This is a genomic window from Rhodopirellula sp. J20-39 (assembly GCF_057365095.1).
Map to the genome: position 1 here is coordinate 6589101 of NZ_CP195123.1, position 13398 is coordinate 6602498.

The window sequence follows — 13398 nt, forward strand, 5'->3', positions numbered from 1 at the left end:
AAATCAAGGACATCAAATGAATACGATTCACCGAAGAAGAATGTTGATGTCTGGAGCAACGGCTCTGGTGTTGCCGCGTTTGGAATCCACTGTTCATGCCGCGAGCGGCTCGTCAGCGATTCCTAAACGATTGGTGTTCCTGGCAATGGGCTACGGTGTCAACGGAGAAAACTGGTTTCCGTCGACCGACCAAGTGGGCTCTGAATACGAGCTGCCACCCTTGTTGGAATCCTTCCGAGATCTCAAATCCGATTTCTCGATCATCCAAAACTTGACCAACCAGCGGATGGCCAACCCGCACGCTGGCTCGCAAAACTTTTTAACCTGCGCGAACTTGGGCAAGGGAAGCCAGGGGAACTCGGTTTCAGTCGACCAACTGGCCGCCGGTGTTCTCGGAAAAGACACTCGCCACGGTTCGCTGGCTCTCGCAGGGGCTCCTTGGCGTGTCGATGGACATGGCAGCTACGCTTCCTGGGGCTCGGATGGCAAACCCGTTGGGCTCTACCGCGAAATGACGGGGATCTACGCGACCCTGTTTGGCACCGGAGGAAAAGCCAAAGAAATCCAAGCCAAGTTAGCTCGTCAACAAAGCGGCCTGGACGCCATCTTGGGAAATGCGAAACGTTTGAATGGCGAAATCAGTTCGTCGGATCGGCATCGTGTCGACGAATACTTCACGTCGATTCGCAATATCGAATCACGACTGACCAAAGCAGCCGAGTGGTCAGCAATACCGTACCCCAAAGCCCCGTTTCCGAACCCATCAGCAAAGATCGGTGGGGATGAAGAAATTGAATTGGTGTTGGACATGATGGTCGCCGCACTGCAATCCGACTCGACACGAGTGGTGACCTACATGCTTCCCACCAATCGCGTGCTCGACGCACTAAGCACTCGGACGAATCCCCACAAGATGAGTCATCAAGCTTCCGGCGAGTTGGATCCCAATGCCATCCACCAACGACGCGACCGCATGTTGTCGGAATTGGTGTCCGGGTTCATTCGAAAGCTTAAGAACACCAAAGAATCGGACGGCAGCTCGCTGTTGGATCATTCATTGGTTGCCTACGGTTCGACACTGCGTCAGGGTCACAACACCAGCAACGTGCCGATGCTACTTGCCGGACATGGTGGTGGCGGCCTGAAGCAGGGCCAGAACCTCGTCTACACTCCAAAGGTCACGCCGCTGGCCAACCTTTGGTTATCCATGCTACGACATGTCGGCGTTGAGCAAGACAAGTTCGCCAACAGCAACGGAGTCCTCAACGAAATCGGATTTGGATAAGCCGAGCAGCGGTGATCGATCGTCAGCCATGCCTCGATCACACTTAGCCGAGCAAGTTTGTGGGACGTACCACGTTTTGAACCGTAGCAATCTGCGTGGCGTGCCTTTTTGACCAGGACAACGACTAAAGAAACCAAGGGACTCACCCCCTTGGATTTCCTCTTACTGGTTTCTCGCAACGACATTGATTCATCGCGATCCATCGCAGGTGAGTCGAAAGCACGCGTCTTCACTCGGAATGACACTCGGTCGGCGAGACACCCCGATGACGCTTTCGATTAAACTCGGATGCATGAAAAATGCAATCAAAGTAATCATGTGTATCGTTCTGGGCTGGGTCAGCGTCACTAAAGCAGACGATGATACGCAACCGAACATTCTTTTCATCTTTGCCGACGACATCGGCCAGGAAGTTTTAGAGTGCTACGGAGGCCAATCTTACGACACTCCGCACCTGAATGAGTTAGCCCGGACAGGCATGAAGTTCAATCAGGCTTTCAGCATGCCGGTCTGCCATCCGTCACGACTGACCCTGATGACGGGCCGGTATCCTTTTCGCCATGGCCAGTGAGGGCATCAAAGGGGTCAGGCCTCTTTAATGGGCAATGAGATGCGTTAAACTGCTGAGATCACCTTTCATGGGAGACTTCTTTCATGCCTCGACCACCCCGAGCCGATGAAGCTGGAGGACTGTACCACGCTTTGAACCGCGGCAATCTGCGTGCGGAGATTTTCCATAAGGAAGAAGATTACATTGCCTTCGAACGGATTCTGTACGAAGCACTGCAGATCCATCAAGTAGAGATGTACTCGTTCCAACTGATGCCCAATCACTATCACCTGGTGCTTCGACCATTGGTGGATGGTGAGATGAGTCGCTTCATGGGTTGGGTTGGCGGAACGCATACGATGCGATACCACGCACACTATCACACTAGCGGGATGGGGCACGTGTACCAGCAACGCTACAAAAGTTTCCCCATTCAAGACGATGAACATTTCTTTGTCGCTTGCCGATACGTCGAACGAAATGCGTTGCGAGCAGGATTAGTGCGACGAGCAGAAGCTTGGCGATGGGGATCGCTTTGGCGATGGTTACGCAAACCGGAGCCGAACCCGCCACTTCTGTCGCCATGGCCCTTGCCACGACAGCCTCGATGGGTCCAGCGAGTCAACGAACCACTTAGCGAAAATGAGCTCGCAGCGGTCCGACTGTCAGCCCAACGAGGCAAACCCTTGGGAAATGATAGCTGGGTCGAATCGATCGCACGCCGTCTCAATCTTGAATCAACGATGCGACCTCGAGGACGAAAACGTGTTCGCTTCCCCAAAAACCTAAACAAAGAGGCCTGACCCCTTTGTTTCAACAACTTCTAGAAAAGAAACTTCGATGCTGTTAGAAAGACCTCACGCCTGGCGAATCGGCTTGGTATTGCTAATCACGGCGACACTGTTCGGTCACGTTAACTCGTTTGCCGAAGGCGGTAAGAAACCTTTGCGAGTTTATGTTTTGGTGGGGCAGTCCAACATGGTCGGTACGGGAGCGATTTCAACGATCGACTACATCGGCGAGGATCCGGCGACCGCTGGGTTGTACAAGAGCATGCTCGATAAAGAGGGCAAGCCCAAGACATGCGAGCGTGTTTGGATATCATCGCTCAATGGCAAGTACCGGACCTATGGTGGCGAGGGGTTGGGGAAACTTTCCCCGGGCTACGGGCTTCGCCGAGAGGATCCGGCCACGCCTGGTGATTGCATTGGACCGGAGTACACGTTTGGGATCACGATGGAGAGGCATTATGGCGGGCCCATTCTGATTATCAAAACGGCATGGGGTGGAAAGAGCCTACATCTTGAGTACCGACCGCCGAGTGCCGATGAGTATCAGTTGCCGGCTGAATTGGTCGAAAAGTTTCGCGAGAAAGGAGTTCTTGAAGCGAAGCAAGGCGAGGTCGAGGAATACTCGGGCAAGTACTACCACTACATGATTGAGCATGTGAAAAAAGTCCTCGGCGATATCAAACGCGTGTGTCCGGAGTATGAGCCAGAAGCGGGATATGAGCTCGCGGGCTTTGTTTGGTTTCAGGGGTGGAATGACTACGCTGCGACCGCAGAGTACCCAGCGTCGAAGGGAGACGCGCAGTTTGCCACGTACAGCGACTTGTTGTGTCACCTGATTCGCGACGTGCGGAACGACTTGAACGCACCGGAACTGCCGTTTGCAATCGGCGTGATTGGCGTCAATGGGAATCACACTCCTGGGCTATTTTCGGGGCCACCGAATGCCCAAGAGAAGATGGAACGCCTACGTAGGGCCATGGCGGCGCCGGCTCAACTCGACGAATTCAAAGATTCGGTCATGGCCGTTCCCACCGCTCCTTTCTGGGACGACAAGCTAGGAAATCTTGGGATGAAACAGCTCAAAGTCCAGCGAATGCGGACGAGCATCTATAAGAAATCTGATTCCGGCCCCAACGCCGACGGTTCCATGAGCCAGGCGGACATCAAGCGGTTCATGGAGGATTACACCTCGGAGATCTTCACACCCGAAGAACTCGCATTTAAAGAGCGAGCGTCGGGAACCGGTGGCTTTGTGCATTACTACGGAAGTGCCAAATTCCATGCGCAAGCAGGGCAGGCATTTGCGGAAGCTTTGTTAAGTAATCAGGCTCAGTAAGTGTCAGCCCAGTTCCTATCGGGTAAAGTATGAGCTCGACGCAGCAGCTTGAAGTTGCTCGCGCTCGGTTCGCCCATTGATAGTTTCCTTGTCTCGGGTTTGCTCTTTTGGCGAATCGTTGCTCCTGCGGAATCCTGTTAGGAACCGGTCCTGCGATCGTATCCACGAACCCCACGCCTCCCACCATGAACTCAATGTCAAAGCTGTCTCTATTACCAATCGTCTGTTTGTTAATTCTTTCAGCGTTCAGCGGCCGTTTACTAGCTGACGATGTGAGCGTTTCATCCCCGTCAGGAAACCATCTGATTCGGTTTTTGCTGAAAGACGGAGTGCCGCATTACAATGTCTCCTATCGGGGAACGGCCATCCTTTCCGATTCGGGTCTCTCGTTGGACCTCGAAGGCGATGGCTTCAGCGACCGGTTTGTGGTCGAGGATACCCAGACCACGTCGCAGGATGACAGTTGGGTTCCCGTGGTCGGCTCCAAAAGTTCCTACCCAGATGCCTACAACGAGTGTGTCGTTCAACTTCGGGAAGCGTCTGGCAAGAAGCGAAGGCTCGATCTCACGTTCCGTGCGTACGATGAAGGCGTTGCGTTTCGCTACATGATTCCCGCGCAGGAAGGCGTCTCGAAAATCACGCTCCGCTCGGAAGACAGCCGGTTCCAATTCACCGACGATCACTTGGTCTACTGGGACGACTACCCGCAGGCGGAGTATTCCAAGGTGCAATTGTCTGAGATGCCGGACCAGGCGATTCGTCCCTTATTGTTGGAAACGAAATCGCATTTTGTTGCGATCGCCGAAGCAGGGAGTCTTGAACACTACGCACCGATGATGCTGAATCGATCCGGCAAGCTGCAATTGATCACTCGATTTCGCAGCGGAACGGTTTCGGCCAATGATTCTCTCACCACGCCATGGCGTGTGGTTATGGTTGCCGACCATCCCGGCACGCTGGTCGAACACCATTACTTACTGCAGAATCTTTCGGAACCGAGTGCGTTTGATGACACGTCTTGGATCAAACCCGGCAAGGTCTGGCGAAGCAATCTCGCGACTGACGCAGCCAAGGCGATCATCGACTACGCCGCCGCCAACAATTACCAATACGTGCACTATGACGCGGGCTGGTATGGGCCCGAACGTGCGGCTGATTCCAACCCGTTGACGGTTGTTGATTCCATCGACATGCCGGAGACGATTCGATATGCGGACGAACACGGGATCGGTCTGATTTGTTACATCAACAAGATTGCGATGTCGCGATACGATCTGGACAAGACCTTTCGCACCTACCAGCAATGGGGCATTCGGGGCGTGAAGTTCGGATTTGTCGATTGGAAGAGTCAGTCCGACATGGAGTTCTTGTTCGCCTCGATCAAGACGGCCGCGAAATACAAGCTGATCGTTGACATCCACGATAACTTTCGGCTGACAGGAATCGAGAGAACCTACCCAAATGTTTTGACGGTCGAAGGGATCCTTGGCAACGAGGAATCTCCGGAGCGGGGGAACCCACCGAAGAACGTTCTGACCACATCCTATGCTCGGATGATCGCCGGAGCGGGTGATTACACTCCCTGCTACCTCAACGGTCGCGTGGTGAGCCGCTCGTTTCAGCTGGCGTTGGGTGTCGTGTTTTATAGCCCACTGCAATACCTGCACTGGTATGACCAAGCCGATCGCTATGCCGGACGATCGTATCCTGAGTTGGAGTTTTGGAAGGAGATGCCGACGACATGGGATGATTCAAAAGTGATTCATGGATCGATCGGCAGCTACATGACCGTGGCCCGCAAGAAAGGTGAGCGTTGGTTTGTGGGAACGATCGTTGACGAAGCCCGAAGCCTCGACATCCCGTTGGACTTCCTCGGCCCTGGAGAGTACACGGCGAAGATTTTTTCCGAGAATCCCGAGGACAAAAAGCTGGTCACGGTCCAGTCGCGTGCGGTCACGTCGAGCAGTTCGCTGACGGCCACGATGAGCTTCGGAAGTGGGTGTGCAATCATCATTTCCCCAACTTCAACGAAGTGACCTCGCTGAGTTACTGAAGTGTCCCCTAGAGTGTGATCAACGCACTTTCTGCTATGAAAACGACTGTGTGGTTTTTAAGAGCGCTAGTGGTCCGTGGTAGAGAGACGGCGATCACGTGGGGCACGATGAACCACTGCGTACAGTCAAGACTAGTGCTTCATCCAGATTCAAGTTGGGTGTATTGGGCGAGGCGACGAGCTCGTCTGGTCGGTGAGTGGATAGGATTCGTCGCCTCATCCACTACGATCAACCCCAAAATGAAATGTAGATGAAGCACTAGTACTTACAACGGTGGGTTCCGTGTTCCTCTCATCAGTCGGGCGCCGGGTAAGGTGGCCGGCCGGAAGCAGTTCGGATCTCGTCGATGCGAACATCGATCTGCTTCCAATGATCGCGAAACGGACAGGCGGCGATCTTCCTGATGACTGAGTAACTGATGGGCCAGATCTCCCTGGAATCGTTCACGGCACTGAAACAGAAATTGATCCGCCATTCTTCTTCTACCAACATCAAGCGTTGCGAGCGGTAAAACAGGGAAAGTGGAAGTTGCATCTCCCTTACTCTGATCTCGATCGCACAAAAGAAGGAACGTTAAGGCAGGCACATATTTCCAAGAAGAAACGCCCTTACTATTGAAGTGCTGACGTTCTTCAACCTTGATGAAGATGTCAGCGACACCACCAAAGTTGCCAAGTCGCACCCGGAGGTTGCCGAGGTACTCATGAAAGAAATTGAGTTCGCTAAACAAGACATCGGCCACCACAATCCCATCGGCGGAAATTCGCGGCGAGCCAAACAGCAAGCATACGGCCGTTGCTTACCAATAAGAACACAGAGAAGTGAGCTGACAGCCCGAAGACATTAGGCCACCCTGATTATCACCTCGGGTTTTGCGAAACGAGCTTGGCACACCGCCGTCATCGCCAGACAATTCAGTTGCACTCTTCCAACAGGGGAAGACATTCGGTTAGCTAAACACTCGCTTAACCGTTTCGACTAAACTTAGAAGCATGAAAAATGCAATCAAAGCAGCCTTGTGTATCGTTCTGGGCTGGGTCAGCGTTAGTAGTGCAAACGATAATCTGCAACCGAATATTCTTTTCATCTTTGCCGACGACATCGGTCAAGAAGTTTTAGAGTGCTATGGAGGTCAATCTTACGACACTCCACACCTGAACGATTTAGCCCGGACGGGCATGAAGTTCAATCAGGCTTTCAGCATGCCGGTCTGCCATCCGTCACGACTGACCCTGATGACGGGTCGTTATCCTTTTCGTCATGGCCAAGTGAGTTGGGGAGATTTTCCAAAGCAGGCGGAACCGTTTACTTTCTCCAATCTTCTTAAACATGCGGGGTACAAGACCGCAATCGCTGGCAAATGGCAGTTATGTCTACTAGGCGATGATCCGTTCCATCCAAGGCGTCTAGGGTTTGATCACTGGGATCTTTTTGGTTGGCACGAAGGCCCCCGCTACTACGAGTCGATGATCCACCAAAACGGATCCGTGCGAACTGACACGACCGGATTCTACGGTCCGGACCTGTATGTTCGCAGCGTTATCGATTTCATGAAGGCAAATCGTGATCAACCTTTCCTGGCTTACTATTCAATGGCGCTCGCACATGAAGTGACCGATGACTTAACGCCACCCGTCCCACACGGACCTTTTGATCGCTACGACAATTATGCCGAGATGGTCGCCGAGACCGATCGCAACGTAGGTCGATTAATCGCCGCTTTGAACGCACTAAAGTTGAGAGAAAAGACTCTGATCATTTTCTTAGCGGACAATGGAACACCGCCTGAGATCATCATTCGTGCGGAGGGACAAGAATTGAGTAGGGTTCCAGTAGTTTCACGCTGCAACGGCTTGGACATTCCAGGTGGAAAGAAGCAGTTAACCAATGCAGGGACCAATGTCCCGATGATCGCCAATTGGCTTGGAACGATCCAACCCGGCCAAGTCGTTGATGACCTAGTCGACTTGAGTGACTTTCTGCCGACGTTTATGGAACTCACGAATCAGCCAGTTCCCGATAACTTGCAGTTAGATGGCGTTAGCTTTGCCGACCGGTTGAGAGGCACCGGTTCATCGCCACGATCGTTCGCGTACTGCGAAGAAGCAGTTTTGCCCAAACCGGGCGGGGTTGAACCGGATGGAGAAAGTTCAGGATTACGATGGGTGCGAAATCAAGATTGGAAACTCTACAACGATGGGCGTCTATTCCACATGGCGGAGGATCCGCTAGAGCAGTACCCACTATCCGCCTCGGAAGATGATTTGTTGGAAACAGAAAATCGATCACGCCTTGAAAAAGCTTTCCATGGCTTAAATCTGTCAACGACAAACGCATCAGATTAGTTGTTCTAGTGCGACACCATCCGCAAGAACGGCCCCAACTAGGAAAGATTTCTCCTTACTGTCTTTTCCTTCCACTCCTTTGAAGGACTCCGTTGTTCGTGGCTCCCGTAAGCACGCTATTCCAAACGACTACACGCATGAGCAACGTCCGGCCTCGCATCTACTTGGATAGTGAGCAGGATACTGTTTTGCTATCCGGCTAAAATCCATGCTCACCACTGGGACAACACTAGCGGCACTTTCGATCGCAACACCCGCGTTTGCGTACATCATTCGCCGTCACTTTCGTCGGCCAGGAACTGAACCACTAATGTTCATCCTCGCGTGTTTCGGATCATATGGGCTGCTGCTCGCCTCGTTACCGTTCACGGAAGCGGGGATCGAATCTCACATGTATTCATTCGACCTCGATGGAAACGGATCGTTTGATAAATCAGAGATGACGCCTGAAGCCGAGGCAGCCATAAAGCAGTGGTCGTCGGATGTTGGTCGCAATTTCGCGCCGTTTACCGGCATGTTTCTTGCGCCGGCGTGGTGCGCAATCATGTACGCTTGCTTGGCACTTTCATACTCAACCGTGCGTTCATTTCTGGGGCAAATTGATCGCTCACCTCCCCAGATTTGAGTCATTGATCCTATGACGAGACCGAAGGCGTTTTGCGTCCCGACGCATCAAAGAGGCCGTGACCCCTTTGATGCTTCCACGACCGAGACTAGCCCGTTGGCCTAAGAACATCACTGGAGGTTTGCTTACTCTCCAGCCAAAATCCTTGCGTCTTCCTCAGCCCGTAGCCGATCCATTTCAGCTTGTTCGGCGCCATGCTCATCCAAATACGCAGATACAGCATCTTTTGAGGGGACAGACGGGCCACCATCACCACATCCCACAACGCTGATACAAGTCAAGCAAAAAACGGAGGCACAAAAGATCGAAAATCGCTTCATGTTCATTCAACTTTCTTGGAACATAGAGTCAGGAAAAAATTGCTAAAGGCAGTAAATCAAAAAAGACAGGCAGCCTCCCAATCGAATGCAATTGGAAGGCACCTGCCTTGCATCATAAAGATCACAGATCTGGCGATCGATCTAGAACTCTTCTTCGATAGTTTCTTTGGCGGCTCGGGTTCCCAATGCTCCCCATAAACCAAATGGACTTTGAACTCCGTAGTCCAATCCATTGCCTGGAATCGAGACAACAGCACTGCCCGAGTTGCCTGCCTCGATTGAGTCTGTGACAAATTTAACTGCCCCATCGCTCATCAGGACGTGACAACCACCTTGGTGGCGGCTCGACATTGGGTAATTCCCAGCAAATCGCTCGTCCCTACCTGAACACATTTCAGCATTGGGAGGAAGAATTGTGTAACAACCAGTGATCGATGGCCAAGCCAACGCCCACTTCATCCCGCGAGTTTGTTCCGAGGCACCTCGAGTAGGCGCACCGGACTGCCAAAACTGAGGACGCTCGTCGTCAATATACTGACGGCAAGCCAGGAATTCGCCTGCTTCATCCATGTTCAATCCCGCTTGAGTGCTGGCTCCGAGCGAGACGGTGATGGAACGTTTGTCGTTGTCCCCAAGATCAGTAATGTTTTCACCCATGCAGATCGTATTGGACAAACCATCAAGAACATCGCGGAACGCCATCCCTCCAATGCGAGGGACAAAAACGCCTCTTGAACAACGCTTATGCTGCTCAAAGCGACCAGAGCTATGGTTCGTACCATCATTCTTGATAGTCCACCTGCTAGCGTGACCATCGAGCCCATAGTGCCATACGAACGAGTCGCCCAAGCATGCGGTGTAATTCGTTCGGCCCTGGCCTGGCAGACCGCGACCGGGGTCACTCGGGCAACGCAAAGTTGGAATGTCCGTCAACCAAGGGTCGTAGTTCCCGATCGAATCGTGATCTCCGATTGACATATTTGCAGCAGGCCCCATTGATGGAATAAGACCAACACCACTTACCAGCCAGGGATTTGAGATCTGCTCCCAAATTGCTTGCTGCTCAAAGAATGGCGTGAGTGCAGGTAAGTGACTCAACTGGTTCATGTTATTGCCCAACGGGGCAGTTTTGGCATCGTTGTTGTTACCAGAGAGCTGGAACGTTCCGCCCGAATACTTGGGGATTTGCTTGAACGCAGAGTGGTAGTTGTGCATCGCCAAGCCAAGTTGCTTGAAATTATTACTACAACTCATACGGCGAGCGGCTTCGCGAGCCGCTTGGACAGCGGGGAGGAGAAGCCCCACCAAGACCCCAATAATGGCAATAACGACAAGAAGCTCAACTAACGTGAACCCCGTTTTTTTAGAGTGACTAGTCACTGTCAAATTCCTGTGAAAATGGCTGACGATGTGCATTAAGTCCACAAAAAGGCAGCTAACCCACCTTTGGACGCTATGGATGAGACAGAAAATAAAATCCTTAACTAGGAATTTCTTTTTTTCGAGAACTCAACTGTCACATAATTCAGGCGGCAACGAGCAATGGGCTGTGAGACGGCTGCTCAAACTATGCCAAAACTAGCATTCCATGCTGTATTTCGCGACAAAACCAGCACCAGCCAACCCAGGCTCCAGCCTTTTTCTAATGGCCTGTTGCACGCTTAGCGTTCACGGAAATCCCAACAATGAAGGAGTGAAAGTCGGGAGGTAGCAACCGCGTGATATTGAATTACGGAAAGTGTTTAGCAGGTCACGGGCTCTCGTTTAAACAACGGGAATCCTGCTCCTCCCGACAGGCCAACAGGCACGCGAAGATAAACCAACCTAAGCCGCATCTCTCGGATGGTCCGGTTCAGAGAAGTGCGCCTTCATGACGTTCGAACAAGAAACAAAGCGATGGCGACTGAATTGAATCCCGAATAGTGAGCGTACGCTTCCAGTCCCGTCAGCATTCAAGAACGCATCCAACTACCGCTATTCGCCAAAGCTGGCTTGAAGACAGCCACGGCCAAACGCTCAATTTGAAACACACTGAAGTTATGAACAAGCTTGTGCGACTGGGCCTAGGCGAGGCCGCCAGCCGGACGAACCGCTTAAATAACACTCCTCCAGTCGAATTATCGATGACAACCAAACGATACGGCTCTTCGCCAATTGGAGGTGCCCATCACAACGTCGACACAGAGCGTTCAAATGACCGGAAATCGATCTGCTTTACGTGATCGGCAATGAGATTGCTTGCCAGAACCGTCGTGCAGGGACACACCACATTGACCAACCGCACCAACCAATAAAAAACGCTCTCGGCGTTAACCGAGAGCGTTCAAGAATTCAACGATTCAGACCTGATGGCCTAGTAGCGGTAGTGCTCTGGCTTGTATGGGCCTTCGACCGGCACGCCGATGTAGTCGGCTTGCTCTTGAGTCAGGGTGGTCAGCTTCACGCCAAGTTGCCCCAGGTGCAAGCGAGCGACTTCTTCGTCGAGACGCTTAGGCAGCATGTAAACCTTGACTTCGTACTCGCCCTTGCTTTGCCACAATTCCATCTGGGCAAGCACTTGGTTGGTGAACGAGGTGCTCATCACGAACGAAGGGTGACCAGTTGCACAACCGAGGTTCACCAAGCGGCCCTTGGCCAAGATGATGACGCTGCGTCCGCTTTCTTTGAACGTATAACGGTCAACGGCACCGACGTCGGCAGGCTTGATTTCGTCCTTGGTGGCCTTGCCTTGAGCAACTTGCTCTTCGAGCCAAGCGATATCGATTTCGGTATCGAAGTGACCGATGTTGCACAAGATCGAGTCGTTCGGCATTTCGACCATGTGCTTGCCAAGGATGATGTCCTTGTTGCCGGTCGTGGTGACGTACAACTTGCCTTCTTTGGCGGCTTCTTCCATCGTGGTGACTTCGAAACCTTCCATCGCGGCTTGCAACGCGTTGATCGGATCGACTTCGGTGACCAACACGCGGCAACCGTATCGTTGCAGGCTGTGGGCACAGCCCTTGCCAACATCGCCGTAACCACAAACAACGGCGACCTTACCAGCCAACATGACGTCGGTGGCTCGCTTAACACCGTCAGCCAGCGATTCACGGCAACCGTAAAGGTTGTCGAACTTGCTCTTGGTTGCCGAATCGTTGACGTTGATCGCTGGAACGCGAAGCTTGCCGCTACGATTGAGAACTTCCAAACGGTGAACACCAGCGGTAGTTTCTTCGCTGATTCCGCGGATGTTGTCGAGCAATTCAGGGAATTGATCGTGAACCATTGCAGTCAAATCACCACCATCGTCGAGGATCATGTTGATCGGCTCGCCCGAGGGGAAGTGCAAGGTTTGCTCGATGCACCATTCGAATTCTTGATCGCTCATGCCCTTCCAAGCATAAACGGGGATTCCAGCAGCGGCGATCGCGGCAGCGGCGTGATCCTGGGTGCTGAAAATATTGCAGCTACTCCAGGTAACTTCGGCGCCCAGCTCAACCAGGGTTTCGATCAAGACAGCGGTCTGGATCGTCATGTGCAGGCATCCGGCAATGCGGGCACCTGCAAGCGGCTTGGATTGGCCGTACTTTTTACGAAGTGCCATTAGGCCAGGCATTTCGTTTTCAGCCATGTTGATCTCTTTGCGGCCGTATTCGGCCAACGAGATGTCTTTGACTTTGTAAGGAAGTCGTTCTGTAGCGACTTGTGACATTGTGAACTCTCTGGAAAGGGGGTTGAGGGTTAACTCTAGAAACTCAACAGACCGATCACAGGGACTCCCGCTGGCCCGACACTTCAGCCAAACATTGTAGCCGCGATCACAAAATTACTAGCCCAACTGGCAGACCATTTTGGGCCGATGGCCGCTTCCATTTCCGGACCAACGGGCCTTCACCCGTTTCCTCGGGCAAGCCACCGGTATTCGGCCTGGCAAGCTGGATAGGCCGGTTGGGCTGGATTGACCAGCCGGACTGGAATGGCCCTTCCTGGCAGTCACGCAGTGCGATCGTCGACAAACTTGTTGCTGATGAGCCGTATTGTAAGAAGGCTGTCGAGCCCCAGGTCAGCCATGCGTCTGCTGCACAGGCCCCCTGCACAGGCCCCCTGCAC

General features: G+C 52.7%; 10 protein-coding genes. 8 read left to right on the forward strand and 2 right to left on the reverse strand.

What is annotated here, in order from left to right:
• Positions 1 to 46: 46 nt before the first annotated feature.
• The 8 genes from ACR3ZL_RS23975 to ACR3ZL_RS24010 all read left to right on the forward strand — a co-directional run bounded on the left by ACR3ZL_RS23975 (position 47) and on the right by ACR3ZL_RS24010 (position 8986).
• Positions 47 to 1285: a DUF1552 domain-containing protein gene (locus ACR3ZL_RS23975; protein ID WP_473650564.1), complete on the forward strand. Its 1239-nt coding sequence runs from the start codon at positions 47 to 49 to the stop codon at positions 1283 to 1285.
• A gap of 150 nt (positions 1286 to 1435) precedes the next feature.
• Positions 1436 to 1567, forward strand: coding sequence for a hypothetical protein (locus ACR3ZL_RS23980; RefSeq protein ID WP_486173025.1), 132 nt, complete (start codon positions 1436 to 1438; stop codon positions 1565 to 1567).
• Positions 1568 to 1577: 10 nt separating this feature from the next.
• The gene (locus ACR3ZL_RS23985; RefSeq protein WP_473650563.1) at positions 1578 to 1856 is read left to right on the forward strand and encodes a sulfatase-like hydrolase/transferase; all 279 of its coding nucleotides are present in this window, start codon (positions 1578 to 1580) and stop codon (positions 1854 to 1856) included.
• An 83-nt stretch (positions 1857 to 1939) separates the two neighbouring features.
• Positions 1940 to 2638 (forward strand): transposase, encoded by a 699-nt coding sequence (locus ACR3ZL_RS23990; RefSeq protein ID WP_473650562.1) that lies wholly within the window; start codon positions 1940 to 1942, stop codon positions 2636 to 2638.
• Between the two features lie 37 nt (positions 2639 to 2675).
• Positions 2676 to 3962 (forward strand): sialate O-acetylesterase, encoded by a 1287-nt coding sequence (locus tag ACR3ZL_RS23995; protein ID WP_473650561.1) that lies wholly within the window; start codon positions 2676 to 2678, stop codon positions 3960 to 3962.
• A gap of 185 nt (positions 3963 to 4147) precedes the next feature.
• Positions 4148 to 5998 carry a glycoside hydrolase family 97 protein gene (locus ACR3ZL_RS24000; protein WP_473650560.1) on the forward strand — a complete coding sequence of 617 codons (1851 nt, stop codon included), beginning with the start codon at positions 4148 to 4150 and terminating at the stop codon, positions 5996 to 5998.
• Positions 5999 to 7008: 1010 nt separating this feature from the next.
• On the forward strand, positions 7009 to 8361 hold the full coding sequence (locus tag ACR3ZL_RS24005) for a sulfatase family protein (RefSeq protein ID WP_473650559.1): 1353 nt from the start codon (positions 7009 to 7011) through the stop codon (positions 8359 to 8361).
• Positions 8362 to 8569: 208 nt separating this feature from the next.
• Complete coding sequence (locus tag ACR3ZL_RS24010; protein ID WP_473650558.1) at positions 8570 to 8986, forward strand: hypothetical protein; 417 nt, start codon at positions 8570 to 8572, stop codon at positions 8984 to 8986.
• A 461-nt stretch (positions 8987 to 9447) separates the two neighbouring features.
• Here ACR3ZL_RS24010 and ACR3ZL_RS24015 read toward each other — a convergent pair whose 3' ends face one another.
• Both ACR3ZL_RS24015 and ahcY read right to left on the reverse strand, forming a co-directional pair.
• The gene (locus ACR3ZL_RS24015; RefSeq protein WP_473650556.1) at positions 9448 to 10686 is read right to left on the reverse strand and encodes a DUF1559 family PulG-like putative transporter; all 1239 of its coding nucleotides are present in this window, start codon (positions 10684 to 10686) and stop codon (positions 9448 to 9450) included.
• A 973-nt stretch (positions 10687 to 11659) separates the two neighbouring features.
• Positions 11660 to 13000 carry an adenosylhomocysteinase gene (ahcY, locus tag ACR3ZL_RS24020; RefSeq protein ID WP_473650555.1) on the reverse strand — a complete coding sequence of 447 codons (1341 nt, stop codon included), beginning with the start codon at positions 12998 to 13000 and terminating at the stop codon, positions 11660 to 11662.
• Positions 13001 to 13398: the final 398 nt, after the last annotated feature.

Excerpts from the sequence above, each read along its gene's own strand:
- ahcY (WP_473650555.1), bottom strand. The coding sequence starts at position 13,000 with ATGTCACAAGTCGCTACAGAACGACTTCCTTACAAAGTCAAAGACATC.
- ACR3ZL_RS23990 (WP_473650562.1), top strand. The coding sequence starts at position 1,940 with ATGCCTCGACCACCCCGAGCCGATGAAGCTGGAGGACTGTACCACGCT.
- ACR3ZL_RS24005 (WP_473650559.1), top strand. The coding sequence starts at position 7,009 with ATGAAAAATGCAATCAAAGCAGCCTTGTGTATCGTTCTGGGCTGGGTC.
- ACR3ZL_RS23975 (WP_473650564.1), top strand. The coding sequence starts at position 47 with ATGTCTGGAGCAACGGCTCTGGTGTTGCCGCGTTTGGAATCCACTGTT.
- ACR3ZL_RS24010 (WP_473650558.1), top strand. The coding sequence starts at position 8,570 with ATGCTCACCACTGGGACAACACTAGCGGCACTTTCGATCGCAACACCC.
- ACR3ZL_RS24000 (WP_473650560.1), top strand. The coding sequence starts at position 4,148 with ATGAACTCAATGTCAAAGCTGTCTCTATTACCAATCGTCTGTTTGTTA.
- ACR3ZL_RS23985 (WP_473650563.1), top strand. The coding sequence starts at position 1,578 with ATGAAAAATGCAATCAAAGTAATCATGTGTATCGTTCTGGGCTGGGTC.
- ACR3ZL_RS23995 (WP_473650561.1), top strand. The coding sequence starts at position 2,676 with ATGCTGTTAGAAAGACCTCACGCCTGGCGAATCGGCTTGGTATTGCTA.